Origin of the sequence: Porphyrobacter sp. AAP82, from assembly GCF_000331285.1 — a bacterium.
GTDB lineage: Bacteria > Pseudomonadota > Alphaproteobacteria > Sphingomonadales > Sphingomonadaceae > Erythrobacter.
Genome location: NZ_ANFX01000031.1, coordinates 40,830 through 57,424, shown reverse-complemented (window position 1 = coordinate 57,424; position 16,595 = coordinate 40,830). Strand labels below are relative to the sequence as shown.

15 protein-coding genes are annotated in these 16,595 nt (G+C 68.2%); 2 read left to right on the top strand and 13 right to left on the bottom strand.

All coding sequences use genetic code 11. The features are described 5' to 3' along the window. Positions 1-120 precede the first annotated feature (120 nt). Entirely contained in the window at positions 121-315 is a 195-nt protein-coding gene (locus tag D620_RS0109915; RefSeq protein WP_017665648.1) for a hypothetical protein, read from the top strand. A 7-nt stretch (positions 316-322) separates the two neighbouring features. Here D620_RS0109915 and D620_RS0109910 read toward each other — a convergent pair whose 3' ends face one another. The 4 genes from D620_RS0109910 to D620_RS0109895 all read right to left on the bottom strand — a co-directional run bounded on the left by D620_RS0109910 (position 323) and on the right by D620_RS0109895 (position 4,357). Further along, positions 323-1,741: a sensor histidine kinase gene (locus D620_RS0109910; RefSeq protein WP_233992054.1), complete on the bottom strand. Its 1,419-nt coding sequence runs from the start codon at positions 1,739-1,741 to the stop codon at positions 323-325. 5 nt (positions 1,742-1,746) lie between these two features. Next, positions 1,747-2,676, bottom strand: coding sequence for a hypothetical protein (locus tag D620_RS0109905; RefSeq protein ID WP_017665646.1), 930 nt, complete (start codon positions 2,674-2,676; stop codon positions 1,747-1,749). Positions 2,677-2,719: 43 nt separating this feature from the next. Then, positions 2,720-3,931, bottom strand: coding sequence for a hypothetical protein (locus tag D620_RS0109900; protein WP_017665645.1), 1,212 nt, complete (start codon positions 3,929-3,931; stop codon positions 2,720-2,722). 99 nt (positions 3,932-4,030) lie between these two features. Further along, positions 4,031-4,357, bottom strand: coding sequence for a hypothetical protein (locus D620_RS0109895; RefSeq protein ID WP_017665644.1), 327 nt, complete (start codon positions 4,355-4,357; stop codon positions 4,031-4,033). A gap of 67 nt (positions 4,358-4,424) precedes the next feature. On the opposite strand from D620_RS0109895, the gene D620_RS0109890 reads away from it, so the two are divergent. Further along, positions 4,425-6,977 carry a hypothetical protein gene (locus D620_RS0109890; protein ID WP_017665643.1) on the top strand — a complete coding sequence of 851 codons (2,553 nt, stop codon included), beginning with the start codon at positions 4,425-4,427 and terminating at the stop codon, positions 6,975-6,977. On the opposite strand, the gene D620_RS0109885 is transcribed toward D620_RS0109890, so the two are convergent. From D620_RS0109885 to D620_RS0109845, 9 genes are read right to left on the bottom strand one after another with little or no spacing between them, the layout of a single operon-like run. Continuing rightward, a complete protein-coding gene (locus D620_RS0109885; protein WP_017665642.1) occupies positions 6,974-7,252 on the bottom strand; it encodes a DUF1467 family protein in 279 nt (92 codons plus the stop codon). The two genes, D620_RS0109890 and D620_RS0109885, sit on opposite strands and share 4 nt — an antisense overlap. Beyond that, entirely contained in the window at positions 7,252-8,907 is a 1,656-nt protein-coding gene (locus D620_RS0109880) for a ribonuclease J (RefSeq protein ID WP_017665641.1), read from the bottom strand. Before D620_RS0109880 ends, D620_RS0109885 begins: the two co-directional genes overlap by 1 nt. Positions 8,908-8,930: 23 nt before the next feature. After that, the gene (locus D620_RS0109875) at positions 8,931-9,725 is read right to left on the bottom strand and encodes a type III pantothenate kinase (protein ID WP_026092107.1); all 795 of its coding nucleotides are present in this window, start codon (positions 9,723-9,725) and stop codon (positions 8,931-8,933) included. A gap of 16 nt (positions 9,726-9,741) precedes the next feature. Further along, entirely contained in the window at positions 9,742-10,464 is a 723-nt protein-coding gene (locus D620_RS0109870; protein ID WP_017665639.1) for a biotin--[acetyl-CoA-carboxylase] ligase, read from the bottom strand. Next, on the bottom strand, positions 10,461-11,939 hold the full coding sequence (nuoN, locus tag D620_RS0109865) for an NADH-quinone oxidoreductase subunit NuoN (protein ID WP_017665638.1): 1,479 nt from the start codon (positions 11,937-11,939) through the stop codon (positions 10,461-10,463). Before nuoN ends, D620_RS0109870 begins: the two co-directional genes overlap by 4 nt. Continuing rightward, positions 11,939-13,528 carry an NADH-quinone oxidoreductase subunit M gene (locus D620_RS15120; protein ID WP_017665637.1) on the bottom strand — a complete coding sequence of 530 codons (1,590 nt, stop codon included), beginning with the start codon at positions 13,526-13,528 and terminating at the stop codon, positions 11,939-11,941. Before D620_RS15120 ends, nuoN begins: the two co-directional genes overlap by 1 nt. Positions 13,529-13,542: 14 nt before the next feature. Then, positions 13,543-15,570, bottom strand: coding sequence for an NADH-quinone oxidoreductase subunit L (gene nuoL / locus D620_RS0109855; RefSeq protein ID WP_017665636.1), 2,028 nt, complete (start codon positions 15,568-15,570; stop codon positions 13,543-13,545). A 6-nt stretch (positions 15,571-15,576) separates the two neighbouring features. Further along, positions 15,577-15,882 (bottom strand): NADH-quinone oxidoreductase subunit NuoK, encoded by a 306-nt coding sequence (gene nuoK / locus D620_RS0109850; protein ID WP_017665635.1) that lies wholly within the window; start codon positions 15,880-15,882, stop codon positions 15,577-15,579. Continuing rightward, positions 15,879-16,502, bottom strand: a complete 624-nt coding sequence (locus D620_RS0109845; protein ID WP_026092106.1) for an NADH-quinone oxidoreductase subunit J — start codon at positions 16,500-16,502, stop codon at positions 15,879-15,881. Before D620_RS0109845 ends, nuoK begins: the two co-directional genes overlap by 4 nt. Positions 16,503-16,595: the final 93 nt, after the last annotated feature.

The following is a 16,595-nucleotide window of genomic DNA, read 5'->3' as shown; positions in this document are numbered from 1 at the left end:
GCGCGGCCTTGTCCTAGTGCCCGGTTTCTCGAGAGAAACCGGCTGGCCGCGCCAGCTCTACACCGGGCCCACGGAGCGCGATTACATTCCGCTGGACAAGCGCTGAGCGGCTCGCGAACGATGCTGATGCTGAGGGCGGCAGGGATGTTCCTTGTCGCCCTCGGTTGTATCTGGGGCTTGCAAGGCCTTGGCGTGCTGGGCTGGCCTGCGGACAGCTTCATGCTCGGCGAGCGGGAATGGGCGTTCCGGGGCGGCGCGATGGTGCTGTCGGGTGCGATCCTGATCGGGCTGCCGCGATTGCTTGGCCGCGGCTGACCGGCAATCAGGCGGCGGGCAGTTCCAGCGTGAACAATGCGCCCCCTCCCGCTGCCACCCCGACGCTCAAGGTGCCCGCCATCGCCTCGGCAAGCCGGCGCGAGATATAGAGGCCGAGGCCCGAGCCCCCGTCCTTGCCGGCGTCGCGCCCGCTGTCGCGGCCGAGCCGTTCGAACTTGTCGAAGACTTTCGCGGCCTGCTCGGGGCTGATGCCCGGCCCCTGGTCGGCGACGCTGACCGCCACCCGGCCCTCGCCCGCCGCGAAGGTGCTGATCGTGACCGTGCTGGAAGCGGGCGAATAGGCGACCGCATTGCCGACCAGATTGATGAGGATCTGCAACACCCGCCGGAACTCGGCGCGGGCGATGGCGCCGCCGTGTTCGCCCTCCACCACCAGCGCGGTATCGCGGTTGCGGGCGCGCACGCCAAGGATGCCCGCAGCGCGGGCGGCGGCATCGGCAAGGTCGACCGGCTCCCGCGCCGTGCTGAAGCCCGGGGTCTCGACCACTTCGAGATCGGCAAGGTCATCGAGCATCGCGGCAAGGTGCTGGCCTGCGCTGGCGATGGTTCCGGCATATTCGCTGTATTCGTCGCGCAAGGGCCCGGCGAGGCGCGCCCGCATCGTCTCGGCATTGGCGATGATGCGCTGCACGGGCTGGCGCAGCACCGGGGTGAGCGCCGTGCCGACAAGCCGCGCGGGCGAGGTTTCGAGGGGCCCCTCGCCTTCGGCGCCTTGATCCGGCCCGCCCACCCCTTCGGCGAGCGGCTGCTCGGCGATCAGCAGCAGTTCGAAGCCGGCGGGGTTCTGCGCATCGACCCCGAGCGGGATGAGCCGCACCCGCCAGCCCCGCGCCGAACCTTCGAAGCGGCACGCGGCGCCATCGAGCAGCCGCCAGTGGAGCGGCTGGTGGTGGGTGATGTCGGTGAGTTCGACCAGTTCGCTCCACAAGGTGCCGGGCGCGGCGAGCGCGGCCGCCTCGAGCGTGGCGGCATCGCGCGCGCGGGTGCTCAGCACCTGAAGCCGCTGGCGCGCATCGAGGCGCGCGCTGACTTCGGCGATGGCGCGGTCGATCGCATCGAGCCGCTCGGCGAATTCGCGCGCCGAGGGCTGCGGCAGCGGGCTCCTCTGCCAGTTCTCGACCAGCACCTCGCAGCCGCCGCCATCATCCTCGCTGAGCGGGTGGATGCGCGCAAAGCCCGAAACTTCGGACTCGCCATCGAAGGCCGAAAAGCCGCGCGCGATCTTGAGGCCGAGCCCGCGCGCCTGGCGCACCAGCGCGAGCAGTTCGGGGATCGCAAGCGTGCCGGGGAGGTCACCTCCGCAGCGCTCCTGCAAGTCGGCCAGCGGCGCGTCCGCGCTGAGCAGGCGCCCCTGTGCATCGGTCAGGCCATAGGCGCCTGCCAGCGTTTCGGTAGGGCCCGCCATGTTCATTACGCCGGCCCGTCCGCAGCGAGCAGCGCGGCGGCGCGCTGCGGGGCAAGCGCGCCGATGGCGACGGGCAGCTGCGCGGCGGGTTCGGCGAGCACCAGCTGGCGCTCGATCGCAGGCGCGGCAAGGCCGGCGGCGCGCAGCAGCAGCGCCAGACGCAGGCTCTGGCCTTCGTGGCAGGCGAGCACCACCGCGCCGCGCTCGGCCCGGGTTTCGCGGGCGAGGGTCGAGGCGAACAGCGCCAGCCCCGCATGGTCGATCGCGAGCGCAGCCACCGCCCCGCGGCGCATCGCCGCGACTAGCCGCGCCAGCAGCCCGAGCCGCGAGGCCGCCTCGTCATAGCCGGTCTGGAGACGCGCGATGCCCGCGCTGCCCGGCGCGTCTGCGCGGGCAATGAGGGCATGGAACAGTTCGGCCGGCAGCTCGCCGAGCGGCAGCTCCATGCGCCGCTGGCCCTGCACGAAGCGCGACTGCGCGGCGAGCGTCGCCATGGCAAGCGCGGCAACCGCGGGGTCCTCGGCAGCGATCAGTTCCTGAAGCAGCGGGCTCAACACCGGATCGATCGCATGGCGCTGCTGGAGCCGGTCGGCGACCAGGCTCTCGGTCGCCAAGGCGTGACAATGGGCGAGCAGCGCTGCGTCTGCCAGCAGGCTTTCGGCAAGCGCGTCGATGCCGGCCGGATCGCCCCCCGCCGCGCGCGCGGCCGGATCGCGACCGGCCCCGGCGGCGCTGAGCTGGGCGGCGATATCGCGGATCATGCCGCGCACCCGGGCGAGGATGGCGTCGCTGACAAGGCTTTGGGCTTCCGAGCCGAGCAGGTGACGCAGCACCGGGACGACCGCCGTCAGCGCGCGGGCCTCCCGCGCGAGCCCGCCGCGCAGGATCGCCTCGACAGCATCGTCGGCGGCAAGGTCCATCGTCTCTTCGCCCATCGTCCTCGGGGCATAGGGCCCGCATAGTTAAAGACGGGTTAGATTATTCTGCGCCCGCGCGCAGCAGCAAAGCTGCGCATAGCCCCAAGGCGAGACAGGCGAGCGCCTCGGGCAGGAGGCCGAAGCCGGCCGCAACCGCGAGGAGGGCGAGCAGGCTCGCCCGGTCGGAAGCCACAGCGGCGAGCGCGCTGTCCCCGCGCCCGCGCGCGGCAAGCCGGGCGAGCGCATAGGCGACCGGGCCAAGGCTTGCGAGCGGGTCCCATTCGGGAAAGGGCGCAAGGCCGAACCATAGCGTCATGCCCGCAATGAGATCGCACAGCGCCTCCAGCACCCTGCCCGGGCCGCCCGCCCCCGCCCCGCTTTCGCGCCGCAGCCTTGCCCCAAGCGCGGCAAAGCCCTGCGACACCTGCGCCGCGAACACGCCTGCCCCCGCCAGCGCGAGCCCCGCTCCGGCAAAGCCGAAGGCGGCGGCCATCACCCCGCACAAAAGCAGCACCAGTCCCGTGCCCCCGGCGATGAGCGGGCCCTGGTCGAGCCCGCGCGGCACCGCGGCACGCACCGCCATCGCGGCAAGGCCGCTGCCCGGCGCACGCCAATCGGCAGGCGGGGCGGCGGCGGCAATCAGCGCGCCCTCTTGCCGCGCGACGGCGGCAGTGCTGTCGGCGAGCAGCCAGGTCTCGGGCACCAGCTCGCGCGCGGCAAGCTCGCGGGTCGGCGTGCCGGCCTGAAGCGCGAGGCGCAGCAGTAGCGATACCGCGTCGGCATCGACAGGAAATTCGGCAAGACGCTGCGCCGGGGCGCCGCGCATCACCAGCACCCCGCCCCAGTGGCGCTGCGCGTCGATGCGTTCGAAGTCCTCCGGATGCGCGGCGGCGAGCGGGTGATCGGCAGAAATCGTCACCACCATCCGCTGCAAGGGCGCATCTCCCGCCCCGCCGGCGAGCGCGCGCACCACCGCCGGATCGGGCACCAGCCCGTCGGCGAGGATGACGAGATCATCCTCGGCGCGCACCAGCGCGGGGATCGCGGCGATGCCTTTGAGAGCATGGAACTGCACGCCCTGCGCTTCGAGCACATGCTGCAATTCGAGCACCGTGCCGCCCGGCGTCTCGGCCAGACACAGCACCCGTTCAGCGCCGAGCCCCCGCAGCAGCGCCGCCTGCCATGCAATCACGCTGCGCCCGGCGAGCGGCAGCGCGGCGCGAAGCGTGCCTTCCTCGCTGTGACGCAAGGCGGCGATAAGGCCGATGCGCATGGGTGGTGCTCCTCCAATCCCCCTGACGGGCGCACAGGGATTGGCGCGTTACGCGCAGCGGTTCAAGCGCCGCATTGCGGGCGTGCGCTGCGGGCGGGATCAGATGCGGTTGGGATCGGGGATGCGGGTGCGCGCGAAGCGGGCGATCACCGCCTCGACCTCGCGGATCGCCATCGGCTCGCCGGGGGCGGCGTGGAGCGCGATCTCGGCGGCCTGGAGCAGGTCCTCGGCGTGGAAGCTCGCGGCAAGGCCCTTCAGGCGCATCGCGGCGACATGCCAGTTGCCGTCACAGCGCGCGCGCTTCAGCAGATCGAGCTGCTTGGCCGCACTCTCGAGAAAGGCGCTGCGCAGCTCGCGCAGCAGCGCGGCATCATCGCCGGCCGCCGCCGCAAGGGTTGCATCCAGAGCTCCATGATTGAATGCCATGGCTCGGGATTAACCCGGATTGGTTAAAGCGGGGTTTATCCCGAGTCGTGCTGTGGTATGAAGGGGCATGGCAGGACGGCACCAGATACGCGCCCTGGGGCGCAAGAGCGGCAGCGACAACGCGGGCGACACCTCGCTTCCCGAAGCGGAGGACGGCGGCGAAGCGCTTGAATTGTCTGACACCTGGGTGGACGAGGAGAGCGTGGAGGCCGTGCCCGACACGCCCCGCCCCTCGCTGCTCGCAAAGTCCGCACCGGCGCTTGCGGTGCTGGCGATCGGGGGATGGAGCGGGTTCTTCGTCTGGGCCCATCTTGCCGACATGCAGGCGCGCACCGTGCCTGCGCAGTGGGCGCAGTGGGTGGTGATGTGGGCGGTCCCGGTGGCGCTGGTCGGGATCATGTGGCTCCTCTCGATGCGCTCCTCGCAGGCCGAGGCGCAGCGCTTTGCCGCAACGGCTGCGGCCATGAACCGCGAAAGCGCCGCGCTCGAGGCGCGGCTCAAGGTGGTGAACCGCGAACTCAGCCTCGCGCGCGAATTCCTCGCCGCCGAGGCCCGCGATCTCGACGCACTGGGCCGCATCGCCGCCGAACGTCTCTCGGCCCATGCGGGCGAGTTGCAGGCGCTGATCCGCAACAACGGTGCCGAGGTGGAAACGATCGCCACCACCAGCGAGACCGCGCTCGGCAACATGAACCGGCTGCGCGACGATCTGCCGGTGATCGCCAATGCCGCGCGCGATGTGACCAACCAGATCGGCAGCACCGGGCGCGTGGCCGAGGATCAGCTGGAGCGGCTTCAGGGCGGGTTCGAGCGGTTGAAGGCCGCGGGCGCCGCCAGCGAGGAACAGGTCGCGCGGCTTGGTGAGAGTGTCGGCGCTTCGCTCGCCGGGTTCGAGGGCCAGCTAGTGCGGATCGAGGCACTGGTCACCCAGCGCTTTGCCGCGCTCCGGACGGACGCCGAAAACTACCGCGCGGCCGTGGGCGCGCTCGAGGAAGAGGCGATCGCGGCGCTGCGCGAACGGGCCGGCGCCGCGGCAAGCGAGGCGGAAAGCACCGCCGCGCGCCTCAGCGAAGCGGCAGACAACGCCGAAGCGCGCTTTGCCGAGACGATCGGATCGCTGCACGACACCATGCTCGAAAAGCTGCGCCTCGTCGACGAGCTCGACCGCAGCACCAGTGCGGCCGCGGCGCAGCGCATCATCCAGCTGCGCGACGAGGCGATGCGCTTCGATGATCACCTCGAAGCGCGCAACCGCAGTTTCGATGAACTGATCGAACAGCGCCAGTCGGCTTTCGATACCCGCGAGACCCAGGCCAGCGAAGTGCTTGCCCAGCGGCTTGCCGCGCTCGACGATGCCCTCGCCCAGCGGCGCGAGGCGCAGATTGCGGAGATCGAGAAGCTCGTCGCGCAGGGCGAAGCCATGTCCGAACGCGTCGCCGAACTGACACGCGCGGTAAGCAAGGCCGGCACCGCAGGCGAGACCGCCCGGGCAAACCTTGGCGGGGCGCTCGAGGCGCTGGGCCGCCAGCTTGCCGAAAAGCGCGCCGCGCTTGCCGCGACCGAAGCGGAGATGACGCAGCTCACCGACAGTTCGGTGCGGCTGCTCGAAATCCTCCAGTCGGGCGCGCGCACCTGCCGCGAGGAACTGACCGGCGCGATCGGCGGGGCCAATGCCGCGCTCGAAACCGCCGAGACGCGCGCGGACAAGGTCGCCGCGCTGATGCTCCGCTCGGCACAGGCCGGCAGCGATCTTTCGGATACCCTGCGGCACACCCGCGACGGGATCGACGCGGCCGAAACCGCCATCGCCGGCTTCAAGTCCCGCCTTGCCGAAGAGACCGAGGATGTGCTCGCACGGCTTCAGGGCCTTCGCAGCGGCTTTGCCCGGCTTGCCGAGGATAGCGGCGCGCTGGCGGCCGGCACCGAGGAAGCGCTGCGCGGAAACCTCGCCGCGCTCGAAACCGCGATCACCGGCGCCTTCACCACCCTTGACGAGGGCGCGCGCGAGCGGATGCTGGGCCATGCAAGCCGGCTCGGCGCCGAGGCGGTCGAGGCGCTCGAGAGGAGCCTGCGCAACGAAACCGCAGCCACCCTCGGCGCGCTCGAACAGTCGGCCGCGCATGCTGCGGGTGTCGGGCGCGAGGCGGCCATCCAGCTGCGCGACCAGCTGGTCAAGGTCAATGAGCTGACCGGCAACCTCGAACAGCGTGTCATCCGCGCGCGCGACCTTGCCGAGGAGCAGGTCAACAACGACTTCGCACGGCGCATGGCGCTGATCACCGACAGCCTCAATTCGGCAGCGATCGATATCGCAGGGGTGCTGTCGCACGAGGTGGCCGACACCGCGTGGGACGCCTATCTCAAGGGCGACCGCGGGATCTTCACCCGCCGCGCGGTCAGGCTGCTCGATGCCGGCACCACCAAGGACATCGCCGCGCTCTACACCGCCGACGAGACCTTCAAGCTCAACGTCAGCCGCTACATCCACGATTTCGAGGCGCTGCTGCGCCAGACGCTGTCGACCCGCGATGGCCACGTGCTGAGCGTGACGATGCTGGGATCGGACATGGGCAAGCTCTACGTCGCGCTCGCCCAGGCGATCGAGCGGTTCCGGACCTAACCCGCGCCCGGCGGCTTGGGCAGGACGTCGATATCGGCGGCGGTGATCCAGCCATAGGTGAAGTTGGCGACGAACAGCGCGGTGAGCACCGCTGCGACCAGGCTCGCGCGCAGCGCCAGCCTGCCGGGCCGGAAGTCGACCGGCGCGCTATCGGCCTGGCCGGGGACCTTCTCGACCCCGGCCTCGTCCGCGGTGCGCACGCCAAAGGGCAGCATGATGAAGGCGCTCATCACCCAAAACAGGAAGTAGATCGCAAGGATCGAGGTGATCTGCATCAGCCCGCGCTGCCCGGCATCACCACGCGCACCTGCGGACGCTTGCCCGACCAGCGCTGCGCGCAGCGGCGGGCGGCAAGGCGCGCGGCCTCGCGCACTGCGGCCTCGTCCTTGGCATCGCGGCCCTTCAATCGGCCGATCGCCTTCAGCACATCCTCGGCCGCTTCGGCGAGGAATTCGGGGAGGTCCTCGTCAAGCGGCAGGCCGACCGCCTCGATCACCGGCCGCGCGCCGCGGGCCAGCACCACCACCAGCACGCCCTCGCCCGCGATGCGGCGGCGCATGGTGATCGCATCGCCATCGGCGGGCGCGATGATGTCGCCATCGAGCACCAGGCGTCCGGCGCGCACCTCGGCGAGCTTGCCGGGCTTGCCGGGGGCAAGGCGCACGATGTCGCCGTTCTTCTGGACGACCTGATGCGGGATGCCGCTGGCCTTGCCGACGCGGGCCTGTTCGGCCATGTGGCGGATCTCGCCGTGGACGGGGACGAGAATTTCGGGCTTGAGCCAGCTGTAAAGCGCTTCCAGTTCCGGCCGCCCGGGATGGCCCGATACGTGGATCAGCGCCTGCCGGTCGGTCACCATCTGGATGCCCCGCGCGGCGAGCTGGTTCTGGATCTTGCCGATCGCGATCTCGTTGCCGGGGATCTGGCGCGAGGAGAACAGCACCACGTCGCCCGCGACCAGCTCGATCGGATGATTGCTCTCCGCCATGCGCGAAAGCGCCGCGCGCGGCTCGCCCTGCCCGCCGGTGGCGATGATCAGCACCTCGCCCCGGGGCAGCCCCATCGCGGTCTCGAAATCGACCGGAGCGGGGAAATCGGCAAGGTAGCCATTGTCCTGTGCGACCTCGATGATGCGGTCGAGCGAGCGGCCGGCAACACAGATCTGCCGCCCCGTCTCGCGCGCGACTTCGCCCAGCGTCTGGAGGCGCGCGACGTTGCTCGCAAAGGTGGTGACGACGACGCGCTTGCCCGAATGGCGCGCGACTTCCTCCATCAGCGCACGGTGCACCGCGCCTTCGCTGCCCGAGGGATTGGGATTGAAGACATTGGTCGAATCACACACCAGCGCCAGCACGCCCTCGGCGCCGATGTCGCGCAGCTCTTCCTCGGTGGTCGGCTCGCCAATGATCGGTTCCTCGTCGAGCTTCCAGTCGCCGGTGTGGAAGATGCGGCCGTGCGGCGTGTCGATCAGCAGCGCATTGCCCTCGGCGATCGAATGCGCGAGCGGCAGATAGGTGATGCTGAAGGGGCCGAGCTCGATCTGGCCGTGGTCGTCCTCGATGATGTTGAGTTCGACCTCGCCGAGCAGCCCGGCCTCCTCGAGCTTCCTTGCCACCAGATCGGCGGTGAACGGCGTGGCATAGAGCGGCACGCCCAGATCGCCCGCGAAATAGGGCACCGCGCCGATGTGGTCCTCGTGCGCGTGGGTGAGGACGATGCCGATGAGGTCCTTGGCGCGCGCCTCGATGAATTCGAGATCGGCAAAGACCAGTTCGACCCCCGGGTATTCGTTGCCCGAGAAGGTCATGCCCAGATCGACCATGATCCATTTGCCTTGGGCTCCGTAGAGATTGACGTTCATGCCGATCTCGCCCGAACCGCCGAGGGCCAGGAACAGGAGTTCGTCTTCGGGGGTGTAGTCTTGCTTCACGATGTCTCTTACGTTGGCAGCGCTCAGGCGGTTTCGGCCTGGCGGGCGAGGATGGCGAGGCCATCAAGGGTGAGGTCGGCATCGACGTGATCGAAAATCTCGGTCGCGTCGTCGAACAATATGGCGAGCCCGCCGGTGGCGACAACCTTGGCGGGACGGCCGATTTCCGATTTCATCTTGGCGACCATGCCCTCCATCATCGCGACATAGCCCCAGAAGACGCCGATCAGCATCTGGTCTTCGGTATTGCGGCCGATGACGGAACGGCTGGCGGGCGCCTTGATGGCGATGCGCGGGAGCTTGGCGGTCTTGCCGACCAGCGCATCGAGGCTGAGGTTGATCCCGGGCGCGATCGACCCGCCCTTGTAGGCGCCGGTAAAGTCGACCGCCTCGAACTTGGTGGCCGTGCCGAAATCGACGATGATGAGGTCGCCGCCGTATTTGTGATGCGCGGCCAGAATGTTGAGCGCGCGGTCGGCGCCGAGCGAACTGGGCTGGTCGACATCGATCTCGAACCGCCAGCGCGCCGCACCCTGCCCTGCAAACAGCGGGGTGAAGCCGAAATATTTCTCGCACAGGACGGTGAGGTTGTGGTCCGCGCGCGGCACCACCGAGGCTACGATGATCCGGGTGATCTGCTCGCGCTCGACCCCTTCGATCTTCAGAAGCTGGAGCAGCCACACGGCGTATTCGTCACCCGTCCGGCGCGGATCGGTGGCGATGCGCCAGCGCGCGCGGATCTGGTGCGTCCCGTCCGGCGCGTAGGTGAACAGCGCGAAGACGACATTGGTGTTCCCGACATCGGCGGCGAGCAGCATTTCCGGCATTCCCTGTTTAGGCGATATCGCCTGCGCGAATGACACGTTCGCGGCCATCCGCCAAGCGCAGCCGCAAGGCGCCGTCGGATTCCTCGAGCCCGGCGAAGGAGCCGGCGAGCACCGATCCGTCGGTATCGTGGACACTGACCGGCGATCCGGCGGCGTGGACCGAATGGCCGAGGAAGGCGTGAAGCGTCGCCCCGAGCCCGTAGATACGCCACGCCTCGAGCCTGCGGCCGAACGCTCCGGCAAGGCTCGCGGCGAATTCCTCGAGCGGCGGGGCACCCCCGAAATCGGCGATCGCGGCGGTCTTGCGGCCCTCGACCTGCGGGGCGCGTGCAAGGTTCACCCCGATGCCGACGATGATATGCCCGCGCACCATTTCAAGCAGGATGCCAGACAGCTTGCCGCCATCCAGCAGCACGTCGTTGGGCCACTTGAGACCGAGCGGCGCGGTGTCTCCCAACGCAGCGGCACAGGCATCGCGCACGGCGAGCGCGGCGACGAAGCTGAGGCTGGCAGGCGGCGGTCCGGCATCATTGGCTTGGGCCCCCAGCACCACGACGGTCGAGCCCATGAAGTTGCCCGCCCCGTCGAACCACGCGCGCCCCTGCCGTCCGCGGCCGGCGGTCTGGCGGCGGGCGACCAGCCACGCGCCCTCGGCCCAGCCCTCGCCGCTGCGCAACGCAGCAGCAAGATCGGCGTTGGTCGAGCCGGTTTCTTCGACGAGGCTGATCAAACCGCGAGAAACAGCGAGGCGGCGGCCCTGTCGGCCAGATCGGTCAGCGAGGGCGTCAGGAGGTAGCCCAGCGGCGAGACGATCGCGGCGGTCAGGAACAGGAGCGTCCAGTGGCTCGCCTCGCTCTTGCCGGTGACGACGCCGACGGGCTCATCGAAGAACATCACCTTGACGAACTTGATGTAGTAGAAGGCCCCGATCACGCTCGCGGCGATGGCGATGGCGCCAAAGGCAACGAGACCCGCCTCGATCGTCGCCTGGAAGATCACGAACTTGGCGTAAAAGCCGAGCAGCGGCGGGATGCCCGCAAGGCTGAACATGAAGATCAGGAGCGCCCAGGCAATCGCCGGCCTGGTCACCGAAAGCCCGCGAATGTCGGTGAAGGTCTCGTAGAGGTTGCCCTCCTCGTCGCGCAGCATGAGCAGCGCGGCGAAGCAGCCGATGCTCATGGCGACATAGATGAACAGGTAGACCAGCATCGCGCTCGCCCCGTCGGCATTGGCAACCGCAAGGCCCAAAAGGATGAAGCCGATATTGTTGATCGAGGAATAGGCGAGCAGGCGCTTCAGGTTCTCCTGCCCGATGGCTCCCAATGCGCCGAAGACAATCGAGGCCAAGGCCATGAACATCACGATCTGCTGCCAGGCGCCGACCTGACCGCCGAATACCTCGAACACCACCCGCGCGGTGAGGCCGACGGCGGCAACCTTGGGGGCGGTGGCGAAGAAAGCGGTGACGGGCGTGGGCGCGCCTTCGTAGACGTCAGGCGTCCACATGTGGAACGGCACCGCGCTGATCTTGAAGGCGAGCCCGGAGAGCACGAAGATCACCCCGAACAGCGCGCCGGTGCCCATCTGGCCGGTGAGGCCAGCGCGCACCGCTTCGAAGGCGGTGCCGCCGGTAAAGCCGTAGAGCAGGCTGATGCCGTAGAGCAGGATGCCGCTCGCCAGCGCGCCGAGCACGAAATACTTGAGCCCCGCCTCGCCCGAGCGCGTATCGCGGCGCAGGATCGCGGCGAGGACATAGGAGGACAAGCTGGTCAGTTCGAGCCCGAGATAGAGGCTCATGAAGTCATTGGCCGAAACCATCAGCCCCATGCCGACGCTCGAGAACAGGATCAGCACCGGATATTCGGCGCGCATTCCGCGCTCGGTTCCGGCGGCGGGGCTGGCGAAGAAGGACGGCGCGATGACCAGCGCGGCGATAGCGGCAAGATAGATCAGCGCCTTGGCGAACAGGGCGTAGCTATCGACCTTGAGAAGGCCGCCGAAGGCGAGGCTCGCCGGGCCGTCGGTGCCGAGGTGCAAGCCGGGGACGATCAGGATACCCGCCGCAAACAGCGCGGCGGCCGCAGCGATGGCGACCATGCGCGCGGCCTTGTCTCCGCCCCATGCGGCCACCAGCAGCAAGGCGAGCCCGGCGCCGGTCAGCACCAGTTCGGGCAGGACGAGCGCGAAAGAAGCGGCGAAATCCATCAGTGCGCGCCCTCCCTGGCGCTGTCGTGTTCCATGCCCTCGTGCCCGGCGCCCTCACCCGCGCCATGATGCTCCAGCGCATTGGCGGCCTTCTCGCGCGGGGTGCCGGGCACAAGCCGCGCGTCACCGGCGGGCGCGGCGGCGGCAAGGCGGGCGTCGAGCGTGGCGATGTCCTTGCGCATCGGCGCGAGGAAGCTTTCGGGGTAGACCCCCATCCACAGCACCGCGAGGCCGAGCGGGGCCATCATGATCCACTCGCGCGCCGAGATGTCGGGCATGGCGGCGGCATCGGCATTGGCCTGCCCGCCGAATGCGACGCGGCGGTAAAGGTAGAGCATGTAGGCCGCGCCGAGAATAATGCCGGTGGTGCAGATCAGGGCGACGAGGCTCGAGGTCTCGTAGATGCCCGCCAGCGACAGGAACTCGCCGACGAAGCCGCTAGTGCCCGGAAGACCGATCGACGCCATGGTGAACAAGAGGAAGAACAGCGCGTAATAGGGCATGTTGATCGCAAGGCCGCCGTAGCGCGCGATCTCGCGGGTGTGGAGGCGGTCATAGATCACGCCCACGCACAGGAACAGCGCGCCCGAAACGATCCCGTGGCTGAGCATGACGATCATCGCGCCCTCCAGCCCCTGCACGTTGAAGGCGAACAGCCCGACAGTGACGATCGCCATGTGCGCCACCGAAGAATAGGCGATCAGCTTCTTCATGTCGGCCTGCACCAGCGCGACCAGCGATGTGTAGACCACCGCCACCATCGAGAGTGCGAACACCAGCCAGGCGAACTGCGCGGACGCCTCGGGGAACATCGGCAGGCTGAAGCGGATGAAGCCGTAGCCGCCGAGCTTGAGCAGCACGCCGGCGAGGATCACCGAGCCGGCGGTGGGCGCCTGCACGTGGGCATCGGGCAGCCAGGTGTGCAGCGGCCACATCGGCACCTTGACGGCAAAGCTCGCGAAGAAGGCCAGCCACAGCCAGGTCTGCGCGGCCTTCGGGAAGCCGTATTCCATCAGCGTCGGGATGTCCGAGGTGCCCGCCTCGGCCTTCATCCAGAACATCGCGATCAGCATCAGCACCGAACCGAGCAGCGTGTAGAGGAAGAACTTGTAGCTCGCGTAGATCCGGTTGTCCCCGCCCCACACGCCGATGATGAGATACATCGGAATGAGGCCCGCCTCGAAGAAGACGTAGAACAGGAACAGGTCCTGCGCCGCGAAGGTGCCGATCATCAGCACCTCCATGAACAGGAAGGCCGCCATGTATTCGCCGACGCGCTTGGTGACCGATTCCCAGCTCGCAAGGATGCACACCGGCATCAGGAACACGCTGAGCATGATCAGCATCAGCGCGATCCCATCGATGGCGAGCTTGTAGGAGAAGCCCGCGAACAGGTTTGCCTCTTCGGGGAACTGCCACTGCGGGCCGCCGATGTCGTAATTCGTCCACAGGACGATGCCGAGCACGAGGGTGACAAGCGTCGCCCCGAGCGCGATCCAGCGGGCGGCGGCGGCGCCCGAAAACAGGCACGCGATCGCGCCCGCCAGCGGCACGCACATCATCAGCGACAGGATGGGAAGGCCTTCCATTACGAAGCGCGCTCCTAAAGCAGAACGTAGGTGACAGCGGCGACCAGCCCGAGGAGCATGATCAGCGCATAGGTGTAGACATAGCCCGACTGGATCGACCTGGCCGCGAGCGCCGAGCGCTGCACCACGGCAGCGATGCCATTGGGGCCGAGCCGGTCGATCGTGCCGACATCGCCGAGCTGCCAGAAAGCGCGGCCGAGCGCGAAGGCGGGCTTGACGAACAGGGCGTCATAAAGCTCGTCAAAGTACCACTTGCGGTAGACGAAGTTGTGCAAGGGCGCGAAGGCGCTCACGAACTTGCCGGGGATGTCGGGCTTGGCGATATAGGCGAGGTAGGCGCCGGCAAGGCCGATCAGCATCACGCCGGTCGCGGTCAGCTTCACCCACAGCGGCACGCCGTGCATCGCGTGGATCAGGTCCTCGTTGTAGAAGATCGCCCCGTTCCAGAAGGCCGCGCCGTCGATGAATTCGTGGTGGAACACGAAGCCCGCCAAGACCGCGCCGAGGCCGAGGATGCCGAGCGGGAGCAGCATCGAGAGCGGGCTTTCGTGCGGGTGGTAGCCCGCGGTGCCGTCGCCCGGGGCGTGGTGATGATCGTCAGCCCCGTGCCCGTGATCGTCATGCCCATGATCGTCATGAACCGCATGCTGGATGTGCTCGGACTGCTCCCAGCGGGGCTTGCCCCAGAAGGTCAGGAACATGAGCCGCCACGAATAGAAGCTGGTCAGCAACGCGGCGATCGCCCCCGCCCAGAAGGCGAACTGCCCTGCCGCGTTGTGGCGCGCGAAGGCTGCCTCGAGGATCGCGTCCTTCGAATAGAACCCGGCAAACCCGAACACGCCGAGGATGCCGACCCCGGTGATCGCCAGCGTGCCCGCCATCATCGCCCAGAACGTGAGCGGGATGTGCTTTCTGAGGCCGCCGTAAAAGCGCATGTCCTGTTCATGGTGCATCGCGTGGATCACGCTGCCTGCGCCAAGGAACAGCAGCGCCTTGAAGAAGGCATGGGTGAACAGGTGGAACATCGCCGCCCCGTAAGCGCCCACCCCTGCGGCGAAGAACATGTAGCCCAATTGCGAGCAGGTCGAATAGGCGATCACCCGCTTGATATCCCAATGCGTCGTGCCGATCGTGGCGGCAAAGAAGCAGGTCGCGGCACCCACGATGGTGACGATTGCGAGCGCGGTCGGCGCGGTCTCGAACATCGGCGAGAGGCGGCACACCATGAACACGCCGGCCGTGACCATGGTGGCGGCGTGGATCAGCGCGGAAACCGGGGTCGGGCCCTCCATCGCGTCAGGCAGCCAGGTGTGCAGGCCCAGCTGCGCGCTCTTGCCCATCGCGCCGATGAACAGAAGGATGCACAGGATGTCCATCGTGTAGAGGCGCATGCCGACAAAGGTGATGCTCGACCCGCTCATGGCGGGGGCGGCAGCGAGGATCTCGGGGATCGAGGTGGTCTGGAACACCAGCCAGGTGCCGAAGATGCCGAGCATGAAGCCGAGGTCGCCGACGCGGTTGACCACGAAGGCCTTGATCGCCGCCGCGCCGGCGGAGGGCTTCCGGAACCAGAACCCGATCAGCAGATAGGAGGCAAGCCCCACCCCTTCCCATCCGAAGAACATCTGGACGAGGTTGTCGGCCGTCACCAGCATCAGCATCGCGAAGGTGAACAGCGACAGGTAGGCGAAGAACCGCGGCTGATCCGGGTCTTCCTCCATGTACCCCCACGAATAGAGGTGGACGAGCGCCGAGACCGAGTTGATCACCACCAGCATGATCGCGGTCATGGTGTCGACCCGCAAGGCCCAGTCGAAGGTCAGGGTGCCGCTCTCGACCCACTTGAGCACCGGCACGACTTCGGCCGTGGCGGTGCCCGAAAGGAACCCGAGGAAGATCGGCCAGCTGAGGCCCGCCGCGATGAACAGGCCGGCGGTCGTCACGCTCTTCGCCGCGACATTGCCGATCATGCGGTTGCCGAGGCCTGCGATCAGGGCAGCGACCAGCGGCGCGAAGACGATGACGAGGATCTGCGTGGACACGCGCGCTTACCCCTTCATCCGGTTGATATCGTCGACCGCGATCGAACCGCGGGTGCGGAAGTAGATCACCAGGATCGCGAGGCCGATGGCCGCCTCGGCCGCCGCGACGGTCAGCACCAGCATCGCGAAGACCTGCCCGGCGAGATCATTGAGGAAGGCGCTGAAGGCAACGAGATTGAGGTTCACCGCGAGCAGGATCAGCTCGACCGCCATCAGGATGACGATCACGTTCTTGCGGTTGAGGAAGATCCCCAGCACGCCGAGCACGAACAGGATCGCGCCGACGGTGAGGTAATGTTCGATCCCGATCACAGCTCGATCCCCTGGCCCACTTCGGGGCTCTTCATGACGGTGGCCTCTTCCGGACGGCGGCGGATCTGCTTGCCCACATCCTGCCGCGCGCGGGCACCCGGCTTGGGCGGCTGGAAGGTCAGCACGATCGCGCCGATCATCGCGACGAGCAGGATGATCCCGGCGATTTCGAAGAGGATGATGTAGCGGCCGTAGAGCAGCGCGCCCAGGGCCTCGATGTTCGAGGTGTCGGCGGCCTGCATCGCGGTGCCGTCCGGCGTGCCGAGTGTCAGCCCGCCCGCGTTGTAGGCCCCGAAGCCCAGCAGCAGTTCAGCGAGCAGCACCGCGGCGATCAGCAGGCCGAGCGGCGCGTTGCGGGAAAAGCCTGCGCGCATCGCGGCAAAATCGATGTCGAGCATCATCACCACGAACAGGAACAGCACGGCCACGGCACCGACATAGACGATCACCAGCAGCATCGCGATGAACTCGGCGCCCAGCAAGACCATCAGGCCCGCCGCGTTGAAGAAGGCGAGGATCAGCCACAGCACTGAGTGCACGGGGTTCCTCGCCATCACCACCATGACAGCGCTGGCGATCACGATGGCCGCGAAGAAATAGAAGGCGATGGCCTGTATCAGCATGATGCGTCTCCGCCGATCCGTTCCCCCGGCTTAAGGCCGGAGCGCAGAAAGCGGCATTTGATCCCTTAGTCCAAGTGTGAGCCGCAGCAG

What these genes read in the sequence shown, in the direction of transcription:
- D620_RS0109875 (WP_026092107.1), bottom strand. Translation starts at nt 9,725, where the DNA reads ATGCTGCTCGCCGCCGATGTCGGGAACACCAATGTCGTCTTCGCGCTG.
- nuoN (WP_017665638.1), bottom strand. Translation starts at nt 11,939, where the DNA reads ATGGATTTCGCCGCTTCTTTCGCGCTCGTCCTGCCCGAACTGGTGCTG.
- D620_RS0109895 (WP_017665644.1), bottom strand. Translation starts at nt 4,357, where the DNA reads ATGGCATTCAATCATGGAGCTCTGGATGCAACCCTTGCGGCGGCGGCC.
- D620_RS0109885 (WP_017665642.1), bottom strand. Translation starts at nt 7,252, where the DNA reads ATGCAGATCACCTCGATCCTTGCGATCTACTTCCTGTTTTGGGTGATG.
- D620_RS15120 (WP_017665637.1), bottom strand. Translation starts at nt 13,528, where the DNA reads ATGGAAGGCCTTCCCATCCTGTCGCTGATGATGTGCGTGCCGCTGGCG.
- D620_RS0109890 (WP_017665643.1), top strand. Translation starts at nt 4,425, where the DNA reads ATGGCAGGACGGCACCAGATACGCGCCCTGGGGCGCAAGAGCGGCAGC.
- D620_RS0109905 (WP_017665646.1), bottom strand. Translation starts at nt 2,676, where the DNA reads ATGGGCGAAGAGACGATGGACCTTGCCGCCGACGATGCTGTCGAGGCG.
- D620_RS0109910 (WP_233992054.1), bottom strand. Translation starts at nt 1,741, where the DNA reads ATGGCGGGCCCTACCGAAACGCTGGCAGGCGCCTATGGCCTGACCGAT.
- D620_RS0109915 (WP_017665648.1), top strand. Translation starts at nt 121, where the DNA reads ATGCTGATGCTGAGGGCGGCAGGGATGTTCCTTGTCGCCCTCGGTTGT.
- D620_RS0109900 (WP_017665645.1), bottom strand. Translation starts at nt 3,931, where the DNA reads ATGCGCATCGGCCTTATCGCCGCCTTGCGTCACAGCGAGGAAGGCACG.